At 70.2% G+C, this 22,452-nt stretch carries 26 protein-coding genes and 1 riboswitch; of the genes, 25 read left to right on the top strand and 1 reads right to left on the bottom strand.

Annotation, left to right across the window (positions count from 1 at the left end; genetic code table 11):
- Window positions 1-74 precede the first annotated feature (74 nt).
- The 17 genes from ACH4MY_RS14725 (at window position 75) to ACH4MY_RS14805 (ending at window position 13,099) form a co-directional block, all read left to right on the top strand.
- Window positions 75-668: a hypothetical protein gene (locus tag ACH4MY_RS14725; protein ID WP_024755886.1), complete on the top strand. Its 594-nt coding sequence runs from the start codon at window positions 75-77 to the stop codon at window positions 666-668.
- A gap of 155 nt (window positions 669-823) precedes the next feature.
- The gene (gene rpsP / locus ACH4MY_RS14730; protein WP_398002445.1) at window positions 824-1,267 is read left to right on the top strand and encodes a 30S ribosomal protein S16; all 444 of its coding nucleotides are present in this window, start codon (window positions 824-826) and stop codon (window positions 1,265-1,267) included.
- Between the two features lie 2 nt (window positions 1,268-1,269).
- Complete coding sequence (locus ACH4MY_RS14735) at window positions 1,270-1,509, top strand: RNA-binding protein (protein ID WP_003980229.1); 240 nt, start codon at window positions 1,270-1,272, stop codon at window positions 1,507-1,509.
- A gap of 116 nt (window positions 1,510-1,625) precedes the next feature.
- The gene (rimM, locus tag ACH4MY_RS14740; RefSeq protein ID WP_398002449.1) at window positions 1,626-2,279 is read left to right on the top strand and encodes a ribosome maturation factor RimM; all 654 of its coding nucleotides are present in this window, start codon (window positions 1,626-1,628) and stop codon (window positions 2,277-2,279) included.
- Window positions 2,276-3,097: a tRNA (guanosine(37)-N1)-methyltransferase TrmD gene (gene trmD / locus ACH4MY_RS14745; RefSeq protein WP_398002452.1), complete on the top strand. Its 822-nt coding sequence runs from the start codon at window positions 2,276-2,278 to the stop codon at window positions 3,095-3,097. Before rimM ends, trmD begins: the two co-directional genes overlap by 4 nt.
- 128 nt (window positions 3,098-3,225) lie before the next feature.
- A complete protein-coding gene (gene rplS, locus ACH4MY_RS14750; RefSeq protein ID WP_053644504.1) occupies window positions 3,226-3,576 on the top strand; it encodes a 50S ribosomal protein L19 in 351 nt (116 codons plus the stop codon).
- A 69-nt stretch (window positions 3,577-3,645) separates the two neighbouring features.
- Window positions 3,646-4,422 carry a signal peptidase I gene (lepB, locus tag ACH4MY_RS14755; protein WP_398002455.1) on the top strand — a complete coding sequence of 259 codons (777 nt, stop codon included), beginning with the start codon at window positions 3,646-3,648 and terminating at the stop codon, window positions 4,420-4,422.
- Window positions 4,415-5,410: a signal peptidase I gene (gene lepB / locus ACH4MY_RS14760; protein ID WP_398002458.1), complete on the top strand. Its 996-nt coding sequence runs from the start codon at window positions 4,415-4,417 to the stop codon at window positions 5,408-5,410. The genes lepB (ACH4MY_RS14755) and lepB (ACH4MY_RS14760) overlap by 8 nt, the downstream gene beginning before the upstream one ends.
- On the top strand, window positions 5,379-6,314 hold the full coding sequence (gene lepB / locus ACH4MY_RS14765) for a signal peptidase I (RefSeq protein ID WP_398002728.1): 936 nt from the start codon (window positions 5,379-5,381) through the stop codon (window positions 6,312-6,314). Before lepB (ACH4MY_RS14760) ends, lepB (ACH4MY_RS14765) begins: the two co-directional genes overlap by 32 nt.
- Window positions 6,315-6,388: 74 nt before the next feature.
- The gene (lepB, locus tag ACH4MY_RS14770) at window positions 6,389-7,162 is read left to right on the top strand and encodes a signal peptidase I (RefSeq protein ID WP_398002461.1); all 774 of its coding nucleotides are present in this window, start codon (window positions 6,389-6,391) and stop codon (window positions 7,160-7,162) included.
- On the top strand, window positions 7,159-7,668 hold the full coding sequence (locus tag ACH4MY_RS14775; RefSeq protein ID WP_398002464.1) for an NUDIX hydrolase: 510 nt from the start codon (window positions 7,159-7,161) through the stop codon (window positions 7,666-7,668). Before lepB (ACH4MY_RS14770) ends, ACH4MY_RS14775 begins: the two co-directional genes overlap by 4 nt.
- A gap of 55 nt (window positions 7,669-7,723) precedes the next feature.
- On the top strand, window positions 7,724-8,032 hold the full coding sequence (locus tag ACH4MY_RS14780; protein ID WP_005311352.1) for a DUF2469 domain-containing protein: 309 nt from the start codon (window positions 7,724-7,726) through the stop codon (window positions 8,030-8,032).
- Between the two features lie 128 nt (window positions 8,033-8,160).
- The gene (locus tag ACH4MY_RS14785; RefSeq protein ID WP_398002466.1) at window positions 8,161-8,526 is read left to right on the top strand and encodes a YraN family protein; all 366 of its coding nucleotides are present in this window, start codon (window positions 8,161-8,163) and stop codon (window positions 8,524-8,526) included.
- Between the two features lies 1 nt (window position 8,527).
- A complete protein-coding gene (locus ACH4MY_RS14790) occupies window positions 8,528-10,150 on the top strand; it encodes a YifB family Mg chelatase-like AAA ATPase (protein ID WP_398002469.1) in 1,623 nt (540 codons plus the stop codon).
- Entirely contained in the window at window positions 10,147-11,403 is a 1,257-nt protein-coding gene (gene dprA, locus ACH4MY_RS14795) for a DNA-processing protein DprA (RefSeq protein ID WP_398002471.1), read from the top strand. The genes ACH4MY_RS14790 and dprA overlap by 4 nt, the downstream gene beginning before the upstream one ends.
- Window positions 11,404-11,642: 239 nt before the next feature.
- The gene (gene whiG / locus ACH4MY_RS14800) at window positions 11,643-12,479 is read left to right on the top strand and encodes an RNA polymerase sigma factor WhiG (RefSeq protein WP_398002474.1); all 837 of its coding nucleotides are present in this window, start codon (window positions 11,643-11,645) and stop codon (window positions 12,477-12,479) included.
- Between the two features lie 53 nt (window positions 12,480-12,532).
- The gene (locus ACH4MY_RS14805; protein ID WP_398002731.1) at window positions 12,533-13,099 is read left to right on the top strand and encodes a TetR/AcrR family transcriptional regulator; all 567 of its coding nucleotides are present in this window, start codon (window positions 12,533-12,535) and stop codon (window positions 13,097-13,099) included.
- 42 nt (window positions 13,100-13,141) lie between these two features.
- Here ACH4MY_RS14805 and ACH4MY_RS14810 read toward each other — a convergent pair whose 3' ends face one another.
- Window positions 13,142-13,591, bottom strand: coding sequence for a peptidoglycan DD-metalloendopeptidase family protein (locus tag ACH4MY_RS14810; protein ID WP_398002476.1), 450 nt, complete (start codon window positions 13,589-13,591; stop codon window positions 13,142-13,144).
- Between the two features lie 254 nt (window positions 13,592-13,845).
- Between ACH4MY_RS14810 and rpsB the strand changes: the two genes are divergently transcribed.
- The 8 genes from rpsB (at window position 13,846) to rlmN (ending at window position 22,305) form a co-directional block, all read left to right on the top strand.
- Window positions 13,846-14,784, top strand: a complete 939-nt coding sequence (gene rpsB / locus ACH4MY_RS14815) for a 30S ribosomal protein S2 (RefSeq protein WP_398002479.1) — start codon at window positions 13,846-13,848, stop codon at window positions 14,782-14,784.
- Between the two features lie 102 nt (window positions 14,785-14,886).
- Window positions 14,887-15,723, top strand: a complete 837-nt coding sequence (tsf, locus tag ACH4MY_RS14820; protein WP_398002481.1) for a translation elongation factor Ts — start codon at window positions 14,887-14,889, stop codon at window positions 15,721-15,723.
- Window positions 15,724-15,887: 164 nt separating this feature from the next.
- Complete coding sequence (pyrH, locus tag ACH4MY_RS14825) at window positions 15,888-16,649, top strand: UMP kinase (RefSeq protein WP_398002484.1); 762 nt, start codon at window positions 15,888-15,890, stop codon at window positions 16,647-16,649.
- 94 nt (window positions 16,650-16,743) lie between these two features.
- A complete protein-coding gene (gene frr, locus ACH4MY_RS14830) occupies window positions 16,744-17,301 on the top strand; it encodes a ribosome recycling factor (protein WP_030322321.1) in 558 nt (185 codons plus the stop codon).
- Window positions 17,301-18,395: a phosphatidate cytidylyltransferase gene (locus tag ACH4MY_RS14835; RefSeq protein ID WP_398002487.1), complete on the top strand. Its 1,095-nt coding sequence runs from the start codon at window positions 17,301-17,303 to the stop codon at window positions 18,393-18,395. Before frr ends, ACH4MY_RS14835 begins: the two co-directional genes overlap by 1 nt.
- Window positions 18,396-18,503: 108 nt before the next feature.
- On the top strand, window positions 18,504-20,120 hold the full coding sequence (locus ACH4MY_RS14840; protein ID WP_398002490.1) for an MFS transporter: 1,617 nt from the start codon (window positions 18,504-18,506) through the stop codon (window positions 20,118-20,120).
- A 198-nt stretch (window positions 20,121-20,318) separates the two neighbouring features.
- A complete protein-coding gene (locus ACH4MY_RS14845; protein ID WP_398002491.1) occupies window positions 20,319-20,900 on the top strand; it encodes a hypothetical protein in 582 nt (193 codons plus the stop codon).
- A 298-nt stretch (window positions 20,901-21,198) separates the two neighbouring features.
- On the top strand, window positions 21,199-22,305 hold the full coding sequence (gene rlmN, locus ACH4MY_RS14850; RefSeq protein WP_030322331.1) for a 23S rRNA (adenine(2503)-C(2))-methyltransferase RlmN: 1,107 nt from the start codon (window positions 21,199-21,201) through the stop codon (window positions 22,303-22,305).
- Window positions 22,306-22,334: 29 nt separating this feature from the next.
- A riboswitch (TPP riboswitch) is annotated at window positions 22,335-22,445 on the top strand.
- Window positions 22,446-22,452: the final 7 nt, after the last annotated feature.

Here is a 22,452-nt window from a genome sequence, read left to right on the forward strand (position 1 = left end):
CTGACGGGTACGTGCAAAATATTTGGGATGCCCCGGAATGGAACCCGGGGGCACTTCGGCTCGTTGTACGCGACGTGAGCACGACACCACCTGTTCTCGCCGCAGAGCTGGCACAGGCGTGGGCCGACATTCAGCGGCACCACCCCGAGCTGCCCGATCTTGCCGCGCCCGAGTCCCTGATCGGAGAGTCCTCGTCCGCCTGCGGCGCCGAACTCTCCTTCGAACGACTGCTCCACGAGGCAGTCCACGGCATCGCCGCCGCCCGGGGTGTCCGCGACACCTCCCGCGCCGGCCGCTATCACAACCGCAGATTCCTCGCGATCGCCGAGGAGATGGGCCTCGATCACCCCGAGGAGCCACACGCCAGCAGCGGCTTCTCCCTGGTCACGCTCAACCCCGAGGCGAGGCGGCGCTACCGCCCCACCATCGAGCGGCTCCAGCGCGCCCTCAAGGCCCACACGGTGGCCACCGCGGCCGACACCAAGCGCTCCTTCCGCGGACCGGCCGCCCGGCACGGCTCCTCGGGCGGCGGCGTCCGCGTCAAGGCCGTCTGCGACTGCGGGCGGAACGTGCGCGTGGTCCCGTCGGTCCTGGCCCAGGCCCCGATCGTCTGCGGAGGCTGCGGCAAGCCCTTCCGCATCCCGGAGACCGTGGGCGCCGCGAGCTGACCTCGCGGTGTGTGGCACAATGGCTAGCTGTACTCGACAGTCGCACAGGACCCCTCTCTCCTCCGGCTGACGCGTCCATCGGGCATCCGAGTACCGCAACCCCACGTGGCATCTCAAAGTGCCCAACCACGTCAAGACCAGGAGACACCACTCCAGTGGCAGTCAAGATCAAGCTCAAGCGCCTCGGCAAGATCCGCCAGCCCCACTACCGCATCGTCGTCGCCGACTCCCGCACCCGTCGGGACGGTCGCGCGATCGAGGAGATCGGCCTCTACCACCCGACGTACAACCCGTCGCGTATCGAGGTCGACTCCGAGCGTGCGCAGTACTGGCTGTCCGTCGGCGCCCAGCCGACCGAGCCGGTTCTCGCCATCCTGAAGCTCACCGGTGACTGGCAGAAGGCCAAGGGCCTCCCGGCCCCCGAGAAGGCCCTGCTCGTCCCGGCGACGAAGGAAGCCAAGCGCGCCACGTTCGACGAGTTCGCCAAGGCCCTCGAGGGCGACGACGCCAAGGGTGAGGCCATCACCCCGAAGGCCAAGAAGGCCGACAAGAAGGCGGACGAGGCCGAGGCCGCGTCCACCGAGTCGACCGAGGCCTGATCATGCTCGAGGAGGCTCTCGAGCACCTCGTGAAGGGCATCGTCGACAACCCCGACGACGTGCAGGTCGCCTCGCGCACCCTGCGTCGTGGCCGCGTGCTGGAGGTCCGGGTCCACCCCGACGACCTCGGTAAGGTGATCGGCCGCAACGGCCGCACCGCACGCGCGCTGCGCACCGTCGTGGGCGCCATCGGCGGACGTGGCATCCGGGTCGACCTCGTCGACGTGGACCAGGTCCGCTGAGCAGGCCGGCAGCATCACCTTAGTAGTGCCGGCACGGGCCGGGGAGGGCTTACCAGCCCACCCCGGCCCGTTGTCGTTCGCGTCGTACGAACCGTGTGACAGGAGAGTGTGGAGCAGTGCAGTTGGTAGTCGCGCGGATCGGCCGCGCCCACGGCATCAAGGGCGAGGTCACCGTCGAGGTGCGGACGGACGAGCCCGAGCTCAGGCTCGGCCCCGGCGCCGTCCTGCGCACGGACCCGGCCTCCGCCGGGCCGCTGACCATCGAGACCGGCCGGGTGCACAGCGGCAAGCTGCTGCTGCGCTTCGAGGGCGTCCGTGACCGCACCGGCGCCGAGGCCCTGCGCAACACCCTCCTCATCGCCGAGGTCGACCCCACGGAGATGCCCGAGGAGGAGGACGAGTACTACGACCACCAGCTCATCGACCTGGACGTGGTCCTCGCCGACGGCACCGAGATCGGCCGCATCACGGAGATCTCCCACCTGCCGTCCCAGGACCTCTTCATCGTCGAGTGCCCCGACGGCACCGAGCTGATGATCCCGTTCGTCGGGGAGATCGTCACCGAGATCGACCTGGAGGAGCAGCGGGCCGTCATCGACCCGCCGCCCGGCCTGATCGACGACCGCGCCGAGATCGCCTCCTCCCGCGACGAGTCCGGCGAGGACTCGGACGAGGAGTCCGGCGAGGAGTCCGACGAGGAGTCCGGCGAGGACTCGGGCGAAGGCGGCGCCGACAGGACCGGCGAGAAGACCGGCGAGGAGACGGCATGAGGCTCGACGTCGTCACGATCTTCCCCGAGTACCTCGAACCGCTGAACGTCTCCCTGGTCGGCAAGGCCCGCGCCCGCGGACAGCTCGACGTCCACGTCCACGACCTGCGGGAATGGACGTACGACCGGCACAACACCGTCGACGACACCCCCTACGGCGGCGGCCCCGGCATGGTCATGAAGACCGACCCCTGGGGCGACGCGCTCGACCAGACGCTCGCCGACGGCTACGAGGGCGGCGCCCACGGCCCCGTCCTCGTCGTCCCCACCCCCAGCGGCCGCCCCTTCACCCAGGAACTGGCCGTCGAGCTCTCCGAGCGGCCCTGGCTGATCTTCACCCCGGCCCGCTACGAGGGCATCGACCGCCGGGTCGTGGACGAGTACGCCACCCGGATGCCGGTCTACGAGGTCTCCATCGGGGACTACGTCCTCGCCGGCGGAGAGGCCGCCGTCCTCGTCGTCACCGAGGCCGTCGCCCGCCTCCTGCCCGGCGTCCTCGGCAACGCCGAGTCCCACCGGGACGACTCCTTCGCCCCCGGCGCCATGGCCAACCTCCTGGAAGGCCCCGTCTACACCAAGCCCCCCGAGTGGCGCGGCCGGGGCATCCCCGACGTCCTCCTCAGCGGCCACCACGGCAGGATCGCCCGCTGGCGACGCGACGAGGCCTTCCGGCGCACCGCCGCCCACCGGCCCGATCTCATCGAGCGCTGCGACCCGGCGGCCTTCGACAAGAAGGACCGCGAGATCCTCTCCATGATGGGCTGGGCGCCCGAACCCGGCGGCCGATTTTGGCACCGGGTCCACGGCGTGGAAGAATAGGCCGCTGTCGTCCGTCCGGCGCGCGCCCCTGCCACAGGGGGAAGACGCCGCCAGGAGCGGACGGCGATCCGAATCATCCTCGAACGTACCGCTGATGACCTGTGGCATCAGCGAGGAAAGAGACCTCCATGGCCTCCCTGCTCGACCAGGTCAACGCGGGTTCGCTCCGCTCCGACCTCCCCGCCTTCCGTCCCGGCGACACCGTGAACGTCCACGTGCGCGTCATCGAGGGCAGCCGCTCCCGTATCCAGCAGTTCAAGGGTGTCGTCATCCGCCGCCAGGGTTCGGGCGTCAGCGAGACCTTCACGGTCCGCAAGGTCTCGTTCTCCGTCGGTGTCGAGCGCACCTTCCCGGTGAACAGCCCGATCTTCGAGAAGATCGAGCTCGTGACCCGCGGTGACGTCCGTCGCGCCAAGCTCTACTACCTCCGTGAGCTGCGCGGCAAGGCCGCCAAGATCAAGGAGAAGCGCGACCGCTGAGCTTCGGCTCCCGGCACGCTCGACGCTTCCGAGCCCTCGCACAGGCAGGCCGGATAGGCTCTGCCCCCGATGGACACCGAAGCACAGCACACGGAGCGCGACCCCTCTTCCCACGCGGAGGACGGGTCGCGCTCCGCGCGCGTTTCCGAGGACGCCAGGAGTACGCCCTCCTGGCGGCGCACCGCCCTCGTCGGCGGCGCCTGCGTGGCGTTCCTGCTGCTCCTGAGCCACTTCGTACTGCAGCCCTTCCTGATCCCGAGCGGCTCCATGGAGCCCACGCTCCAGGTCGGCGACCGGATCCTCGTCAACAAGCTGGCGTACCGTTTCGGCAGCGAGCCGGGCCGGGGCGACGTCGTCGTCTTCGACGGCACCGGCTCCTTCGTACGGGAACAGCCCCAGGACAACCCCGTCACCGGTCTCCTCCACGACGGCGCGGCCGCTCTCGGTCTCGCCGAACCCGACGAGACCGACTTCGTGAAGCGGGTCGTCGGCATCGGCGGCGACCGGGTGATCTGCTGCGACAAGAACGGCCGGCTCACCGTCAACGGCGTCCCCGTCGAGGAGCGGTACGTGATGCTCGGCGACCAGCCGTCGAGCGTGCCCTTCGACATCGTCGTCCCGCAGGACCGGCTCTGGGTCATGGGCGACCACCGCAGCCAGTCCAGCGACAGCCGCGACCACCTCGGCAACCCCGGCGGCGGCATGGTCCCGGTCGACAAGGTCGTCGGCCGTGCCGACTGGATCGCCTGGCCCTTCGGCCGCTGGACCACCGTCCAGGAGACCGACGCCTTCGACGCCGTACCGGCCGCGCCGGCCGGCGGACACGGGGCAGGGCCCCATGGGTAGCCGAGGACGACCGCCCGGCGGCACCGGCCACACCTCCGAGCAGGGACCCGGCCAGACCGCGCCCCTCCCGGGCCGGGCCGAGCGGCGCAGACTCGCCCGCAAGGTCAAACGGCGCCGACAGCGCTCCGCGATCCGCGAGATCCCCGTCCTGATCACGGTGGCCGTCCTCATCGCGCTCGTCCTCAAGACCTTCCTCGTCCAGGCGTTCGTCATCCCGTCCGGCTCCATGGAACAGACGATCCGCATCTCCGACCGGGTCCTCGTCGACAAGCTCACCCCCTGGTTCGGCTCCCGGCCCCGGCGCGGCGACGTCGTCGTCTTCAAGGACCCCGGCAACTGGCTCCAGCAGGACGTCACCCCGCCCGCCGACGACCCCGTCGGCATCAAGCAGGCCAAACAGGCCCTCACCTTCATCGGACTGCTGCCCTCCGCCGACGACCGCGACCTCATCAAGCGCGTCGTCGCCGTCGGCGGCGACACCGTCCGCTGCTGCGGCGAGGACGGCCGGCTCACCGTCAACGGCGTACCCCTGACCGAGCCCTACCTGTACCCCGGGAACCAGCCGTCCACCATCCCCTTCGAGGTGAAGGTCCCGCAGGGCCGGATCTTCGTCCTCGGCGACCACCGCTCCGACTCCGCGGACTCCCGCTTCCACCTCGACGAGAAGGACCACGGAACCGTCTCCGAGGAGCAGATCGTGGGGCGCGCCGTGGTGATCGCCTGGCCGATCGGACACTGGCGTGGCCTGGAGGAACGCGAGACCTTCGCCGCCGTACCGGACGGCAGTGCGAGTTCCGAGTCCGCACTCGGTCTGTCGCATAGTGTGTCCCAGCGGAATCTGAACGGATTCCCCGGACTCCCGACCCCTGCGGAACTTCTGCTCGTTATGGGAGTGGTGGGCCTGTCCCTGTTCCGGGGCAGGCGATCGCACGGACTGAGGAGTGGATGTGGGGGATTTGGCCGTCGGCGCACGATCCGGACACGATGAGCCCGACAAGAGGGCCGGCGGGGCCTTCGGCGATGACACGACGGGTGACGACGTGACGGGTGACCAGCAGGCGAACCCGCCCGGCAGCGGTACGCCGGGCGATGGCGCCGACGAAGGGGTGGTCGGCTCCAGCCGGACCCCCAAGAAGCCGCGTTCCTTCTGGAAGGAACTGCCTCTCCTCGTCGGCATCGCGCTCGTCCTCGCCCTGCTGATCAAGACCTTCCTGGTGCAGGCGTTCTCGATCCCCTCGGAATCGATGATGAACACCCTCCAGAAGGGCGACCGGGTCCTCGTCGACAAGCTGACCCCCTGGTTCGGCTCCGAGCCCGAGCGCGGCGAGGTCGTCGTCTTCCACGACCCGGGCGGCTGGCTCGAAGGCCAGACGGCGCCCACACCGAACGTCGTGCAGAAGTTCCTCAGCTTCATCGGCCTCATGCCGTCCGCCGAGGAGAAGGACCTCATCAAGCGGGTCATCGCCGTCGGCGGCGACACCGTCTCCTGCAAGGAGGGCGGCAAGGTCACCCTCAACGGCGTCGCCCTGGACGAGACCTCGTACCTCTACCCCGGCTCCGTCCCCTGCCAGGACTCCTTCGGCCCCATCAAGGTCCCCGAGGGCCGCATCTGGGTCATGGGCGACAACCGCCAGAACTCCCTGGACTCCCGCTTCCACCAGCAGCTCCCCGGTGGCGGCACCGTCTCCAACGACGAGGTCGTCGGCCGCGCCGTCGTCATCGCCTGGCCCGTCACCCGCTGGGCCACCCTCCCCGTGCCCGACATCTTCGACAACCCCGCGCTCAACAAGGCCATGAGTGCCGCCCCCCTCGGCGCGGCCGGCCTCGCCGGAGCACTCCCGCTGGTCCTGTGGCGCCGCAAGAAGGTCGCCGCACGCCATACCGCCGAGTAGTGACCCGCGGGTAGGGTGCCGTCCCGGACCTTCGACAGACCAACGGTCCGCCGACAGACCTACGGGGTGCGCACATGAGCGGAAACATACGGACCAACAGCGGCCGCGGCCGCCTCGGCAGTGCGCTGTCGGGGCTGGCCGTGGCCGTCGGCTGTGTGCTCTTCCTCGGCGGCTTCGTCTGGGGAGCCCTGCTCTACCAGCCCTACTCCGTCCCCACCGACTCCATGACCCCCACCCTCGACGTCGGGTCCAAGATCCTCGCCCAGCGCGTCGACGGCGACCAGGTGCGGCGCGGAGACGTCGTCGTCTTCACCGACCGGCTCTGGGGCGACGCACCCATGGTCAAGCGGGTCGCCGCCGTCGGCGGCGACACCGTCGCCTGCTGCGACCGGAACGGACACCTCACCGTCAACGGCGAGCCCGTCGACGAGCCGTACCTGCGACCGGGACCCAGCGGCCGGATCATCGCCTCCGGCACCGAGTTCTCCGTCACCGTCCCCGAGGGCAACCTCTTCCTCCTCGGCGACGACCGGCACACCTCCCTCGACTCCCGGACCCATATGCAGGAAGCCGGACAGGGCACCGTGCCCCGCTCCAGCGTCGTCGCCAGGGTCGACGCCGTCGTCTGGCCCGTCAAGGGCCTCCTGGAGCCCCCGACGGGCTTCGCCGGACTCCCCGGCGGGATCTCGGAGCCCGGCCCCGTACGACCCCTCCTCACCGCGATCGGAGCGGGAGCCCTGCTCGTCCTGGCCGGAGCCGCGTACGGGCCGGTGACACGGCTCTTCACCAGGCGGCCCGCGGCGGGAACGCGGACGGGGGAGAAGGCGAAGGAGAAGGCGCGCACATGACGGACTCCGCAGCAGGGCCCGAACCGCGCCGGGTCGCCCGGATCGTGCTGCTCGACCCCGACGACCGCATCCTCCTCCTGCACGGTTACGAGCCCGACGACCCCGGCCGGACCTGGTGGTTCACCCCCGGCGGCGGCCTGGAGGGCGACGAGACCCGCGAAGAGGCGGCGCGGCGCGAACTCGCCGAGGAGACCGGCATCACCGACATCGACCTCGGCCCCGTGCTCTGGACGCGGTACTGCTCCTTCCCCTTCGACGGACGCCGCTGGGACCAGGACGAGTGGTACTACCTCGCCCGCACCCGCCGCACCGAGGCCGCACCCCGCCCCCAGGCCCTCACCGAACTGGAGAACCGCAGCCTCGCGGGCCTGAGATGGTGGACCTCCGCCGAACTGTCGGCGGCCCGTGAGACGGTGTACCCGACCAGACTCGCCGGGCTGCTGCGCACGCTGCTCGACGAGGGACCTCCGAGTGCACCGGTGGTTCTCGCCCCGGAAATCGTTTAGGGGCGCGTTCGGCAGGCGCACAATAGGGGGACGCACGGCTGAAGGGGAACATGCCATGAGCGCCGAGGACCTCGAGAAGTACGAGACCGAGATGGAGCTGAAGCTCTACCGGGAGTACCGCGATGTCGTCGGTCTGTTCAAATACGTGATCGAGACCGAGCGGCGCTTCTACCTCACCAACGACTACGAGATGCAGGTGCACTCGGTGCAGGGCGAGGTCTTCTTCGAGGTCAGCATGGCCGACGCCTGGGTCTGGGACATGTACAGGCCGGCCAGGTTCGTCAAGCAGGTACGCGTCCTCACCTTCAAGGACGTGAACATCGAGGAGCTCAACAAGAGCGACCTCGAACTCCCCGGCAGCTGAACCACCTCACCCCGAGGACGCCCGCTCACCCCCAGGAGTGAGCGGGTTTTCCACACCCCCTCGCCCGTCCACAGCGCCGCACGCGGCCCACCCGCCTCCGTCACAGTCGGCGACGGAGGTGGTACCGCATGAACAAGACCCAAGCACTCGGACGGTACGGAGAAGAGCTCGCCACCCGCCTGCTCACCGCGACCGGCATGCACATCCTCGCCCGCAACTGGCGCTGCGGCCGCACCGGCGAGATCGACATCGTCGCCCGCCACGGCGACACCCTCGTCATCTGCGAGGTCAAAACCCGACGCCACGGCGCCTACGAACACCCGATGGCCGCCGTCACACCCCGCAAGACCGACCGGCTCCGCCGCCTCGCCGCCTGCTGGCTCGACCACCACGACACCCCCGCCCCACCCGGCGGCGTCCGCATCGACCTCGTCGGCATCGTCCTGCCGAACCGCGGCGCCCCCGTCCTCACCCACGCCCAAGGGGTGGCCTGAGATGGGATTCGCCCGCACCTGCTCCGTCGCCCTCGTCGGCGTCGAAGGCGTCGTCGTCGAAGTCCAGGCCGACCTCGAACCCGGCGTCGCCGCCTTCACCCTCGTCGGCCTCCCCGACAAAAGCCTCACCGAAAGCCGCGACCGGGTCCGCGCCGCCGTCGTCAACTCCGGCGCCGAATGGCCCCAGAAGAAACTCACCGTCGGACTCAGCCCCGCATCCGTCCCCAAGAGCGGCTCGGGATTCGACCTCGCCGTCGCAGCCGCCGTGCTCGGCGCCGCCGAACGCATCGACCCCCGCGCCATCGCCGACCTCGTCCTCATCGGCGAACTCGGCCTCGACGGACGCGCCCGCCCCGTCCGCGGCATCCTGCCCGCCGTCCTCGCCGCCGCCGACGCCGGATACCGCCACGTCGTCGTCCCCGAACAGACCGCCGGCGAAGCCGCCCTCGTCCCCGGAGTCTCCGTCCTCGGCGTCCGCAGCCTCCGCCAACTCATCGCCGTCCTCACCGACGAACCCGTCCCCGAAGAAGAACCCACCGAACCCGGCCGACCCGACGCCATGCTCGCCGGACTCCTCATCCCCGGCGCCGGCCTCGGCACCGGACTCGGCCCCGACCCCGTCGACCCCGCCGAAGGACCCGACCTCGCCGACGTCGCCGGCCAGCACCGTGCCCGCCGCGCCCTGGAAGTAGCCGCCGCCGGCAGCCACCACCTCCTGCTCTCCGGCCCACCCGGCGCGGGCAAAACCATGCTCGCCGAACGGCTCCCCGGCATCCTCCCGCCCCTCACCCGACAGGAATCCCTCGAAGTCACCGCCGTCCACTCCGTCGCCGGCCTCCTCCCGCCCGGCGAACCCCTCGTCCGCCGCGCCCCCTACTGCGCGCCCCACCACTCCGCCACCATGCAATCCCTCGTCGGCGGCGGGAACGGCCTCCCCAGGCCCGGCGCCGTCTCCCTCGCACACCGCGGCATCCTCTTCCTCGACGAAGCGCCCGAATTCTCCGGAAAGGCCCTCGACGCCCTCCGCCAACCCCTCGAATCCGGACACGTCGTCATCGCCCGCGCCGCCGGAGTCGTCCGCCTCCCCGCCCGCTTCCTCCTCGCCCTCGCCGCCAACCCCTGCCCCTGCGGACAGCACACCCGGAACGGCGCCGGCTGCGAATGCCCCGCCGCACTCGTCCGCCGCTACCAGGCACGCCTCTCCGGACCCCTCCTCGACCGCGTCGACCTCCGCGTGGAAGCCGAACCCGTCACCCGCGCCGACCTCCTCGGCCAGGGCGGCCGCGGCGAAACCACGGCGGCCGTCGCCGCCCGCGTCCGCGAAGCCCGCGCCCGCGCCGCCGCCCGCCTCGCCGACACCCCCTGGAACGTCAACAGCGACATCCCCGGCCACGAACTCCGTACCCGCTACCGCGCCGCACCCGGGGCCCTCGCCGCCGCCGAACGCGACATCGAACGCGGCCTCCTCACCGCCCGCGGCCTCGACCGCGTCCTCCGCGTCGCCTGGACCGCCGCCGACCTCGCCGGACACGACCGACCCGACAGTCAGGACATCGCGCTCGCCCTCGAACTACGCACCGGCATCACACGCGGAGTGCCCGTCGCGGCGGGAGAGCGCGCATGACCACCCCCGCCTCCACGCCCGCTTCCGCCTCCTCGGACGAGCGGCTGGCCCGCGCCGCCCTCAGCCGAACCGTCGAACCAGGCGACGAACACGCCGGCCGCTGGCTCCAGCGCTACGGAGCCACCGGCTTCCTCGACCGCCTCCTCCGCACCACCCGCCATGACGACAGCGGCACCGGCACCGATCGCCTCCCCGGCACCGGCACCGGCACCGATCGCCTCCCCGGCACCGGCACCGACCCCTTCCCCGGCACCGGACACAAGCGCGTCGCCTCCTGGCGACTCCGCGCCGCCGCCGCCGACCCCACCCGCGACCTCACCACCATCCACGACCTCGGCGGCCGCTTCCTCATCCCCGGCGACACCGAATGGCCCCGTCAACTCGACGACCTCGAAGATGCCCGCCCCCTCGGCCTCTGGGTCCGAGGCCCCGCGGACCTCCGCACCTGGGCCCTCCGCTCCGTCGCCCTCGTCGGCGCCCGCGCCTGCACCCCCTACGGCGCCCACACCGCCACCGACCTCGCCACCGGCCTCGCCCGCCACGGCTGGGTCGTCGTCTCCGGCGCCGCGTACGGCATCGACGGCGCCGCCCACCGCGGCGCACTCGCCGCCGGCGGAGCCACCGTCGCCGTCCTCGCCTGCGGCGTCGACACCCCGTACCCCCGCGGCCACGACCAACTCATCCGACGCATCGCCGAACAAGGCCTCGTCGTAGGGGAGCTGCCACCCGACAGCCACCCCACCCCCAGCCGCTTCATCCTCCGAAACCGCGTCATCGCGGCCCTCACCCGAGGCACCGTCGTGATCGAAGCCCAGCACCGCAGCGGCTCCCTCGTCACCGCCCGCGCCGCCGCCCGCCTCGGCCGCCACACCATGGGCGTCCCCGGCCCCGTCACCAGCACACTCTCCGCGGGTGTCCACGAACTCCTCCGCGGCGACGCCACCCTCGTCACCGACGCCGACGAGGTCGTCGAACTCATCGGCGACATGGGTCAGCTCGCTCCGACGCGCCGAGGACCCGTCCTTCCCCGCGACCTCCTCGCCCCCGCCACGGCACACGTCCTCGAAGCGATCCCCGCCCGCGGCCCCACTCCGACCACCGTCATCGCCCACCGTGCCGGCACCACCCCCGACGACACCCTCGCCAAGCTGTACGAACTCCACTCCCTCGGCTTCGCCGAACGACGCGGGGAGGGCTGGCAGTTGACGAACACGACAACGCCCACGTCGAACGCGCGGCGAGGCGGTACTTGACCTGGAGCATTCGGGTGAAAGGCTGAAGCCGATGAACAATCGAGTTCTCTCGGCCGCACCCGAGGGGCCGAGATGCGCCACGGCCCGGGTTCGAAGATGTGGCCGACGGCGTCCACCCGGAGCGGCGCGATCCACCGATGTTCGCGCACCGCGACCGCGCACTCACGCTACGCTCACCAGGATTCCGTCCAGGACACCCACACCGACACACCCGACAGCAGAACGGCTCAAGGCAACGCATGCCCCAGCACACCTCCGGGTCTGACCGCGCTGTGGTGCCCCCAGCAGCCCGGGGCGCCGTGCGACCACCCGCACCGACCTCCCTCGACGAACTGTGGCGGTCGTACAAGGACACCGGCGACGAGCGGCTGCGGGAGCAGCTGATCCTGCACTACTCGCCCCTCGTCAAATACGTCGCCGGACGCGTCAGCGTCGGGCTGCCGTCCAATGTGGAACAGGCCGACTTCGTCTCCTCCGGCGTCTTCGGCCTCATCGACGCCATCGAGAAGTTCGACGTCGAGCGCGCCATCAAATTCGAGACGTACGCCATCACCCGCATCCGCGGCGCCATGATCGACGAACTCCGCGCCCTCGACTGGATCCCGCGCTCCGTCCGCCAGAAGGCACGCAACGTCGAGCGCGCCTACGCCACCCTCGAAGCCCAGCTCCGGCGCACCCCCTCCGAGACCGAGGTCGCCGCCGAGATGGAGATCACGCTGGAGGAACTGCACGCGGTTTTCAGCCAGTTGTCCCTGGCGAACGTCGTCGCCCTCGAAGAGCTGCTGCATGTCGGCGGCGAGGGCGGTGACCGGCTCAGCCTCATGGACACCCTGGAGGACACGGCCGCCGACAACCCCGTCGAGGTCGCCGAGGACCGCGAGCTGCGCCGGCTGCTCGCCCGCGCCATCAACACCCTCCCCGAGCGGGAGAAGACCGTCGTCACGCTCTACTACTACGAGGGCCTCACCCTCGCCGAGATCGGCCACGTCCTCGGCGTCACCGAGAGCCGCGTCAGCCAGATCCACACCAAGTCCGTTCTCCAGCTCCGCGCCAAGCTGGCCGACGTCGGACGCTGACCGGCGCGAGCCGGTCGTACAGTGGAGCCGTGCCCAGGATTCGAGCGGCCTCGGTGGCCGAGCACCGGACGATGCAGCGCGGCGCCCTCCTGGACGCCGCGCGTTCCCTGCTGTCCGAGGGCGGTACGGAGGCGCTGACCTTCCCCGCACTCGCCGAGCGCACGGGCCTCGCCCGCTCCTCGGTGTACGAGTACTTCCGATCGCGCGCGGCCGTCGTCGAAGAGCTGTGCGCCGTCGACTTCCCCGTCTGGGCCGCCGAGGTCGAGGTCGCCATGGACCGGGCGGAGACCCCCCAGGGCAAGGTCGAGGCCTATGTCCGCAAGCAACTGGAGCTGGTCGGCGACCGGCGCCACCGCGCGGTCGTCGCCATCTCGGCGAGCGAGCTCGACGACGGCGCCCGCGAGAAGATCCGCGCCGCCCACGGCGGCCTCGTCGCCATGATCGTCGAAGCGCTCGCCGCCCTGGGCCAGCCCCAGCCCCGCCTGGGCGCCATGCTCCTCCAGGGCGTCGTCGACGCCGCCGTCCGCCGCATCGAGCTCGGCGCGGCCGAGGACCCGACGGCGATCGCCGAGGCGGCGGTCACGATGGCCCTCCACGGCGTCAACGGCTCCCCGACCTGATCGCCCTGCCGCGGAGCCCGGTCCGTCCGTCCGCTCGGTTCGTCAGCTTCCGAGGGGCAGGAGGCGTGACGGGGCGCGTTCGGTGAGGAGCAGGGGGTTCAGGTAGTGGTCGCCTCTGAGGAGGCCCCAGTGGAGGCAGCTCTCCGGGCAGTGGGTTCCTGGGGCGACCCGGGCGAGGGGGGTGCCCGCGTGGACCCGGGTGCCGGCGGTCACCAGGGGGGTCACCGGGGTGAAGGTGGTGCGGAATGGGGGAGTGCCCGTGCCCGGGAGCGTGAGGGTGAGGGTTCCTCGGCCGCCGACGGGGCCCGCGAAGGTGACGGTTCCCGCGGTGGGGGCGAGGACCTGGGTGCCCGGTGGGGCCGCGAGGTCGATGCCGCGGTGGCCGGCGGCGTAGGGGCCGGGCGGGGGATGCCAGCCGCGGAGGATCTCCGGGGGTGGCGGGCCCACGGGCCACAGCAGGCCGAGGGTCAGGATCAGTGTCGTCAGGTGCATGGGAGAAGGCTCTCCGGGCTGTCCTGTTCATAGGGGTGGGGGAGGGTTTCTGTGGAGTACTCGCGGGTTGTGGACAGTGCCGTCACCCGCCGCTCCCGGGGTCCCGTACACTTTCTATGGCGACCCGGGTCACCGGGTCGACTTCGCACGCCCCGCCACTCCCCTCACCGGTCGTGGCAGCGCCTTTCGGTCCCTTGCGGGCATGGCGCGTCGGGGCGTCAGGAACACAAAACCGAGAACCCAAGGAGATGGCCATGGCCGTCGTCACGATGCGGGAGCTGCTGGAGAGCGGCGTCCACTTCGGTCACCAGACCCGTCGTTGGAACCCGAAGATGAAGCGCTTCATCTTCACGGAGCGCAACGGCATCTACATCATCGACCTGCTCCAGTCGCTGTCGTACATCGACCGCGCCTTCGAGTTCGTCAAGGAGACCGTCGCCCACGGCGGCTCCATCATGTTCGTCGGTACGAAGAAGCAGGCCCAGGAGGCCATCGCCGAGCAGGCGACGCGTGTCGGCATGCCGTACGTCAACCAGCGTTGGCTCGGTGGCATGCTCACCAACTTCTCCACCGTCTACAAGCGTCTGCAGCGCCTCAAGGAGCTCGAGCAGATCGACTTCGACGACGTCGCCGCTTCCGGTCTCACCAAGAAGGAGCTTCTCGTGCTCTCGCGCGAGAAGGCCAAGCTGGAGAAGACCCTCGGTGGTATCCGCGAGATGTCCAAGGTGCCCAGCGCCGTCTGGATCGTGGACACCAAGAAGGAGCACATCGCCGTCGGCGAGGCGCGCAAGCTGAAGATCCCGGTCGTCGCGATCCTCGACACCAACTGTGACCCCGACGAGGTCGACTACAAGATCCCGGGCAACGACGACGCGATCCGCTCCGTCACCCTGCTCACCCGCGTGATCGCCGACGCCGTCGCCGAGGGCCTCATCGCCCGCTCCGGTGCCGCGACCGGCGACTCGAAGCCGGGCGAGAAGGCCGCCGGCGAGCCCCTCGCCGAGTGGGAGCGCGACCTGCTCGAGGGTGAGAAGAAGGCCGACGACGCCGAGGTCCAGACCTCCGCCGAGACCGAGAAGGTCGCGGACGCCGAGGCTGCCGAGGTCACCGAGGTCGTCGCCGAGGCCACCGAGGCCACCGAGGTCGTCGAGGCCGAGGCTCCGGCCGCGGACGCGGACGCCGAGCAGGCCTGACCCTTCAGGACCTTCGGGTGACGACGGCGGGGGCCCACGAAGCCCCCGCCGTCCACCCGTGGACCCGCCCGATCTTTCAGACTTCGAGAGAGAAACAGACTCATGGCGAACTACACCGCCGCTGACGTCAAGAAGCTCCGCGAGCTCACCGGCGCCGGCATGATGGACTGCAAGAAGGCCCTGGACGAGGCCGACGGCGACGTCGACAAGGCCGTCGAGGCCCTGCGCATCAAGGGCCAGAAGGGCGTCGCCAAGCGCGAGGGCCGCTCTGCCGAGAACGGCGCCGTGGTCTCCCTCATCGCCGACGACAACACCTCCGGTGTCCTCGTCGAGCTGAAGTGCGAGACGGACTTCGTCGCCAAGGGTGAGAAGTTCAGCGCCGTCGCCAACGCCCTCGCCGCGCACGTCGCCGCGACCGCTCCGGCCGACCTCGCCGCGCTGCTCGCCTCCGAGATCGAGGCCGGCAAGACCGTGCAGGCGTACGTCGACGAGGCCAACGCCAACCTCGGCGAGAAGATCGTCCTGGACCGCTTCGCGCAGTACACGGACGGCTTCGTCTACGCGTACATGCACCGCACGATGCCGGACCTCCCGCCGCAGATCGGTGTCCTCGTCGAGTTCGACAAGGCCGACGCCGACGTCGCCAAGGGCATCGCGCAGCACATCGCCGCCTTCGCGCCGAAGTACCTCACCCGTGAGGACGTTCCGGCCGAGGTCGTCGAGACCGAGCGTCGCGTCGCCGAGGAGACCACCCGCGCCGAGGGCAAGCCCGAGGCCGCGCTCCCGAAGATCGTCGAGGGTCGCGTGAACGGCTTCTTCAAGGACGCGACGCTGCTCGGTCAGCCGTACGCCCTTGACAACAAGAAGTCCGTCCAGCAGATCCTGGACGAGGCCGGTGTCACCCTGAAGCGCTTCACCCGCATCAAGGTCGGCATCTGAGTCCGTACGCGAACAGCGACGGACACCGGACCCCGGTAGGGTCTGAGGCAGTCGTCCGCGCACGCGCAGGACGACCGCAGATCTGACGAGGAGGCCATTGCCGTACGGGATACCGCGAGGACCCAAGGCAATGGCCTCCTTCGTATGTGCACGAGGAGATCTCCATGAACCAGGACGCCGTACAGGGCGACAACAACGGCAACAAGGCCGGCCGCTACATGCTGAAGCTGTCCGGGGAAGCCTTCTCCGGCGGTACCGGCCTGGGTGTCGACCCCAACGTCGTGCACGCCATCGCGCGTGAGATCGCGGCCGTCGTCCGCGACGGCTCGGAGATCGCGGTGGTGATCGGCGGCGGCAACTTCTTCCGCGGCGCCGAGCTCCAGCAGCGCGGCATGGACCGGGCCCGCTCCGACTACATGGGCATGCTCGGCACCGTGATGAACTGCCTCGCCCTCCAGGACTTCCTGGAGAAGGAGGGCATCGACTCCCGCGTCCAGACCGCCATCACCATGGGCCAGGTCGCCGAGCCGTACATTCCGCTGCGCGCCGTGCGTCACCTGGAGAAGGGCCGTGTGGTCATCTTCGGTGCGGGCATGGGCATGCCGTACTTCTCCACGGACACCACCGCCGCCCAGCGCGCACTGGAGATCGACGCCGAAGCCCTGCTGATGGGCAAGAACGGCGTGGACGGCGTCTACGACTCCGACCCGAAGGCCAACCCAGACGCGGTCAAGTTCGACGCACTGGAGTACAGCGAGGTGCTGTCCCGCGACCTCAAGGTCGCCGACGCCACCGCCATCACCCTGTGCCGGGACAACAACCTCCCGATCCTCGTCTTCGAACTGCTCACCGAGGGCAATATCGCGCGCGCGGTGAAGGGTGAGAAGATCGGCACGCTCGTGAGCGACCAGGGCACCCGGGCCTGACCCGAACCGGGGAACCGCCCCGCAAGGGGATGGACAGAGCCCTGCCGGTCGTACACCGTGCAGGACACAACGCGACGACACGCAGGAGCATGTGGTGATCGAAGAGACCCTCCTCGAGGCCGAGGAGAAGATGGAGAAGGCCGTCGTGGTCGCCAAGGAGGACTTCGCCGCGATCCGCACCGGCCGTGCGCACCCGGCGATGTTCAACAAGATCGTGGCGGACTACTACGGTGCCATCACCCCCATCAACCAGCTGGCGTCCTTCTCCGTCCCGGAGCCTCGGATGGCAGTGGTGACCCCGTTCGACAAGAGCGCGCTGCGCAACATCGAGCAGGCGATCCGTGACTCGGACCTCGGCGTCAACCCGAGCAACGACGGCAACATCATCCGGGTGGTGTTCCCCGAGCTGACGGAGGAGCGCCGCCGGGAGTACATCAAGGTCGCCAAGGGCAAGGCCGAGGACTCGAAGATCTCGATCCGCTCGGTCCGCCGCAAGGCCAAGGAGACCATCGACAAGCTCGTCAAGGACGGCGAGGTCGGCGAGGACGAGGGCCGCCGCGCCGAGAAGGAGCTCGACGACACCACCGCGAAGTACGTCTCGCAGGTGGACGAGCTGCTGAAGCACAAGGAAGCCGAGCTGCTCGAGGTCTGATGAACGACTCTTCCTGGGGGGCCCCGGCCGGTTCCGGCCGTGGGGGACCCGACCAGGGGCCCGCCCCGGCGGGTCCCGCATACGATCGGCATCAGGCGGCGCAGACTCGGCCCATGCCCATCGTGCCCGACGTTCCCGCCGGCGGATTCCAGGACGGTCACGGCCGGGGGGCCGCTCACCCGAGCGGTCCCCTGTTCCGTGACGAGACGCCGCACGAGCACCCGCAGGAGCCCATGTCCAGCCCCACCCCGCCTCCGCCGCCGGCGCCCCGGCAGAAGAAGAGCGCGGGGCGTGACCTGGGCGCGGCCATAGGGGTCGGGGTCGGTCTCGGTGCCGTGATCATCGCGTCGCTGTTCATCTGGAAGCCGGCGTTCGTCGGGGTGATCGCGGTCGCCGTGGTGGTCGGGCTCTGGGAGCTGACCTCCCGTCTCCAGGAGCGCAAGGCGATCAAGGCTCCGCTGGTGCCGCTCGCGGTCGGCGGTGCGGCGATGGTCGTCGCCGGTTACGTCCGGGGTGCCGAGGGTGCCTGGGTGGCGATGGCGCTGACGGCGCTCGCGGTGCTCGTCTGGCGGATGACGGAGCCTCCCGAGGGCTATCTGAAGGACGTCACGGCGGGTGTGTTCGCGGCGTTCTACGTGCCGTTCCTGGCGACGTTCGTCGCGATGATGCTCACCGCCGACGACGGCCCGCGGCGGGTGCTGACGTTCCTGCTGCTGACGGTGGTCAGCGACACCGGGGCGTACGCGATCGGCTGGCGCTTCGGCAAGCACAAGCTGGCGCCGAGGATCAGCCCGGGGAAGACCCGCGAGGGTCTGTTCGGGGCGGTGGCCTTCGCGATGGCGGCGGGTGCGCTGTGCATGCAGTTCATGATCGACGACGGGATCTGGTGGCAGGGTCTGCTGCTGGGTCTCGCGGTGGCGGCGAGTGCGACGCTCGGCGACCTGGGTGAGTCGATGATCAAGCGTGACCTGGGCATCAAGGACATGGGCACGTTGCTGCCGGGCCACGGCGGCATCATGGACCGGCTGGATTCGCTGCTGCCGACCGCGCCGGTCGTGTGGCTGCTGTTCGTGATCTTCGTCGGTTCCGCCTGATCCGTAGGTGTGAGCCGTCAGGGCCCGTCACCCTTCGGGGTGGCGGGCCCTGACGCATATGCGCGCGATCGCCGAGCCGAAAGCACCGGATCTGGGGACAATGCGGTCATGACACCCAAGGTAGGCGCCGGTGGCGCACCCGCAGGGGCACGTCTCGTCCTGCTGACGCTCGCGGCGGGCCAGTTCCTGATGGCCCTCGACAGCTCCGTCATGAACGTCGCGATCGCGACCGTGGCCGACGACGTGGGCACGACGGTGACCGGGATCCAGGGAGCCATCACCGCCTACACGCTGGTCATGGCGATGTTCATGATCCCCGGGGGCAAGGTCGGGGTGCTGATCGGCCGCAGGCGCGCGTTCATGATCGGCTGTGTGATCTACGGCTGTGGCTCACTGACCACCGCGCTCGCGCCGAACCTTCCCGTACTGCTGCTCGGCTGGTCCTTCCTCGAAGGCATCGGGGCGGCGCTCATCCTGCCGTCGATCGTGGCGCTGGTGGCCGGCAACTTCCCCACCGAACGCCGTGCCGCGGCGTACGGCATCGTGGCGGCGGCGGGCGCCGTGGCCATCGGGCTCGGGCCGCTCATCGGCGGTGTCGCCACGACCTACTTCTCCTGGCGCTGGGTCTTCGCCGGCGAGGTCCTGGTGGTACTCGTCATCCTGGTGTTCGCCCGCCGCATCACCGACACCGTCGACGAGGAACGCCCGCGCATCGATCTGGTGGGCGCCGTCCTGTCCGCCGCCGGGCTCGGGGTCTTCGTCTACGGCGTGCTGCGCTCGGACGAATGGGGCTGGGTGCAGCCGAAGTCCGACGCGCCCGCATGGCTCGGGGTGTCGATGACCGTGTGGCTGATGATGGCGGGACTGCTTCTGATCTATCTGTTCCTCCACTGGGAGGCCCGGCTCGTCAAGCGGGGCAGGGAGCCGCTCGTCCACCCGGCCATGCTGCAGAACAAGCAGCTCACCGGCGGGCTGACGATGTTCTTCTTCCAGTACCTCGTGCAGATGGGCGTCTTCTTCGTCGTCCCGCTCTACCTCTCCGTGGCCCTGGGCCTGTCCGCCCTGCAGACCGGCGCGCGGATCCTGCCGCTCTCGCTGACGCTGCTGGCCGCCGCGGTCCTGATCCCGCGCTTCCTCCCCGACGTCTCGCCGCGGCGGGTGGTACGGCTCGGGGTGGTGGCGCTGCTCGCCGGCGCGGTCATCCTGATGGCCGCGCTGGACGCGGAGGCCGGAGCGGAGATCGTCACCGTCCCGCTGCTGCTGATCGGGCTCGGCATGGGGGCACTGGCGTCCCAGCTCGGATCGGTCACGGTGTCCGCGGTCCCTGACCGGCAGAGCGCGGAGGTCGGCGGCATCCAGAACGCCGTCACCAACCTCGGCTCCTCCATGGGCACGGCGCTCGCGGGCTCGCTGATGATCGCCGCGCTCACCTCCTCGTTCCTGGGCGCCGTGGAGCGGAACGAGGCGATCCCGGCCGAGGTCAAGAGCCAGGCCGTCGTCGAGCTGCAGAGCGGTGTCCCGTTCCTCTCGGACGCCCAGCTGACGACCGCCCTCGACGAGGCGGGCACCAGCGAGGAGGTGACGCAGGCGGCCCTGGAAGCGAACGAGGCCGCCCGGCTCGACGGCCTGAAGGCCGCCCTCGCGATCCTCGCCGGCGCGTCCGTCGTGGCGCTCTTCTTCACCCGCCGGATCCCCCGGACCCAGCCCCGCTCCCCCGCACCCTGAGGACGGCGATGCCCGCACGCTGAGACGGCGATGCCCGCGGCCTGCCGAGCGGCTGCCGGCGGCACCCTCCACGTACACCCACCTCTCGCGAGGCGAGGCGGTTCTCCCTGTCGCGGCACCGCATGGCGAGATGTGCGGACGGCCCGACGAGCGGGGAGCGGGGGCGCTAGCATCTAGCCGCCGCAGCGAGGGGGACCCATGGGCATTTTCAGAGGGCGCGAGCCTGTCTACATATGGCACCAGACAGTCACTGACGAATTCAAGGAATGCTCGGAAGTCGTGCATCGACTGCTGACGACGCATCACAGCAGATCGAACTTCCTGGCTCGGGCGTCCGGAATCTGGTTCCGCGTTTTCGGAACGGTCGAAATCTGCCTCAGTGTCGTACTTCCCCTGCTCTTCATCTACCAGGAGACCCAGACGAAGACGTGGCTCCTGGCGACCGTCAGCGTGACCATCTCCCTCTCCACCGCCTTGAAGCTGTTCTGGGGGTGGCATGAGGGGTGGTGGACGTATCGCGCCCAGAGGGTGGCAATTCGGCGAGAGATCAGCGAATGGGAACTGAGCCTACTCGAGTTGCACTTCTCTGCCGAACCCGAAAAGGATGCGAGAGCGCTGGAGGTGACCAAGGAGTCCGTTTCTCGGCTTTTCGACATTCTGAACACCGAGCACGAGGAACTCCTCCGCCAGATCAATCCGCCGGAACGAGTCATCGAGAGCGTCAACCAATCACGGCAGGCGCGGCAAACGAGGAGCACGCTCCAGCAGCCTCCGCCGTGAGAGCCGGCCGGCTGAGCGCCCGGGCCTGGCGCGCGGCGTAGTCGGTCGGGCGGGGCGGGGGATTCCGTGTCAGGGCTGGACGGGGATGGATGGGCTGACGACACCGCGCTCGTCCCTCGCGGGCGGGTGGGCGGGAGGGGAGCGGGCTCGATGCCCCGCGGTGAGCCTGATCACGTGAGAGCGGACCGGTGCGGGCCGTGCGAGGGCCGTCGGAGACGGCCCCGGGGCCCCCGGGGCGATCAGGGCCGGGGGCCGGAAGCCCTGGGGACCGGGAACTGTCTGCGACACTGGTAGCACCATGCCCAAGCCCGGAGAACTCACTTTCGTCGCCCCCCGCGGAGCCAAGAAGCCGCCGCGGCACCTGGCCGACCTCACGCCCGCCGAGCGGAAGGAGGCCGTCGCCGCGATCGGCGAGAAGCCCTTCCGCGCCAAGCAGCTGTCCACCCACTACTTCGCGCGGTACGCGCACGATCCCGCCGAGTGGACGGACATTCCGGCCGCCTCGCGGGAGAAGCTGGCCGGGGAGCTGCTGCCCGATCTGATGTCCGTGGTGCGGCACATCTCGTGCGACGACGACACCACCCGTAAGACCCTGTGGCGGCTGCACGACGGCACGCTCGTCGAGTCGGTGCTCATGCGCTACCCGGACCGGGTGACCATGTGCATCTCCTCGCAGGCCGGCTGCGGGATGAACTGCCCGTTCTGCGCGACGGGGCAGGCGGGGCTCGACCGGAACCTGTCGACCGCCGAGATCGTGCACCAGATCGTGGACGGTATGCGGTCCCTGCGGGACGGGGAGGTGCCCGGAGGACCGGCGCGGCTCTCCAACATCGTGTTCATGGGCATGGGGGAGCCGCTCGCGAACTACAAGCGGGTCGTCGGCTCGATCCGTCGGCTGACCGACCCCGAGCCGGACGGTCTGGGGCTCTCGCAGCGCGGGATCACCGTGTCCACGGTGGGTCTGGTGCCGGCGATGCTGCGGTTCGCCGACGAGGGCTTCAAGTGCCGCCTCGCGGTCTCGCTGCACGCTCCCGACGACGAGCTGCGGGACACGCTGGTGCCGGTGAACACGCGCTGGAAGGTGCGTGAGGTTCTCGACGCGGCCTGGGAGTACGCGGAGAAGTCCGGGCGCCGGATCTCCATCGAGTACGCCCTCATCCGGGACATCAACGACCAGGCGTGGCGGGGTGACCTGCTCGGCCGGCTGCTCAAGGGCCGTCGGGTGCACGTCAACCTGATCCCGCTGAACCCGACGCCGGGTTCGAAGTGGACGGCGTCTCGTCCGGAGGACGAGAAGGCCTTCGTGGAGGCCATCGCGCGCCATGGCGTGCCGGTGACCGTGCGGGACACCCGAGGTCAGGAGATCGACGGTGCCTGTGGACAGCTGGCGGCCGCCGAGCGCTGACCTTGTAGTCTGAGCTCGAACACATCTCCATATTCCGACAGGGGAGCGCCACAGCGCTGAGAGTGCGGTCACCGTAGGACCGCAGACCCTCTGAACCTTGCCCAGGTCATTCTGGGTAGGAAGTTCGGTCGTTAACTCAAGCTGTTG

Origin of the sequence: Streptomyces sp. NPDC017246 (assembly GCF_044331325.1) — a bacterium.
In the GTDB taxonomy this organism is placed as follows: domain Bacteria; phylum Actinomycetota; class Actinomycetes; order Streptomycetales; family Streptomycetaceae; genus Streptomyces.

Excerpts from the sequence above, each read along its gene's own strand:
- lepB (WP_398002455.1), top strand. The coding sequence starts at position 3,646 with ATGGACACCGAAGCACAGCACACGGAGCGCGACCCCTCTTCCCACGCG.
- rlmN (WP_030322331.1), top strand. The coding sequence starts at position 21,199 with ATGCCCAAGCCCGGAGAACTCACTTTCGTCGCCCCCCGCGGAGCCAAG.
- ACH4MY_RS14780 (WP_005311352.1), top strand. The coding sequence starts at position 7,724 with ATGAGCGCCGAGGACCTCGAGAAGTACGAGACCGAGATGGAGCTGAAG.
- rpsB (WP_398002479.1), top strand. The coding sequence starts at position 13,846 with ATGGCCGTCGTCACGATGCGGGAGCTGCTGGAGAGCGGCGTCCACTTC.
- ACH4MY_RS14790 (WP_398002469.1), top strand. The coding sequence starts at position 8,528 with ATGGGATTCGCCCGCACCTGCTCCGTCGCCCTCGTCGGCGTCGAAGGC.
- ACH4MY_RS14845 (WP_398002491.1), top strand. The coding sequence starts at position 20,319 with ATGGGCATTTTCAGAGGGCGCGAGCCTGTCTACATATGGCACCAGACA.
- ACH4MY_RS14835 (WP_398002487.1), top strand. The coding sequence starts at position 17,301 with ATGAACGACTCTTCCTGGGGGGCCCCGGCCGGTTCCGGCCGTGGGGGA.
- trmD (WP_398002452.1), top strand. The coding sequence starts at position 2,276 with ATGAGGCTCGACGTCGTCACGATCTTCCCCGAGTACCTCGAACCGCTG.
- ACH4MY_RS14785 (WP_398002466.1), top strand. The coding sequence starts at position 8,161 with ATGAACAAGACCCAAGCACTCGGACGGTACGGAGAAGAGCTCGCCACC.
- ACH4MY_RS14810 (WP_398002476.1), bottom strand. The coding sequence starts at position 13,591 with ATGCACCTGACGACACTGATCCTGACCCTCGGCCTGCTGTGGCCCGTG.
- dprA (WP_398002471.1), top strand. The coding sequence starts at position 10,147 with ATGACCACCCCCGCCTCCACGCCCGCTTCCGCCTCCTCGGACGAGCGG.
- ACH4MY_RS14775 (WP_398002464.1), top strand. The coding sequence starts at position 7,159 with ATGACGGACTCCGCAGCAGGGCCCGAACCGCGCCGGGTCGCCCGGATC.
- tsf (WP_398002481.1), top strand. The coding sequence starts at position 14,887 with ATGGCGAACTACACCGCCGCTGACGTCAAGAAGCTCCGCGAGCTCACC.
- pyrH (WP_398002484.1), top strand. The coding sequence starts at position 15,888 with ATGAACCAGGACGCCGTACAGGGCGACAACAACGGCAACAAGGCCGGC.
- rplS (WP_053644504.1), top strand. The coding sequence starts at position 3,226 with ATGGCCTCCCTGCTCGACCAGGTCAACGCGGGTTCGCTCCGCTCCGAC.
- lepB (WP_398002458.1), top strand. The coding sequence starts at position 4,415 with ATGGGTAGCCGAGGACGACCGCCCGGCGGCACCGGCCACACCTCCGAG.
- whiG (WP_398002474.1), top strand. The coding sequence starts at position 11,643 with ATGCCCCAGCACACCTCCGGGTCTGACCGCGCTGTGGTGCCCCCAGCA.
- ACH4MY_RS14840 (WP_398002490.1), top strand. The coding sequence starts at position 18,504 with ATGACACCCAAGGTAGGCGCCGGTGGCGCACCCGCAGGGGCACGTCTC.
- lepB (WP_398002461.1), top strand. The coding sequence starts at position 6,389 with ATGAGCGGAAACATACGGACCAACAGCGGCCGCGGCCGCCTCGGCAGT.
- ACH4MY_RS14735 (WP_003980229.1), top strand. The coding sequence starts at position 1,270 with ATGCTCGAGGAGGCTCTCGAGCACCTCGTGAAGGGCATCGTCGACAAC.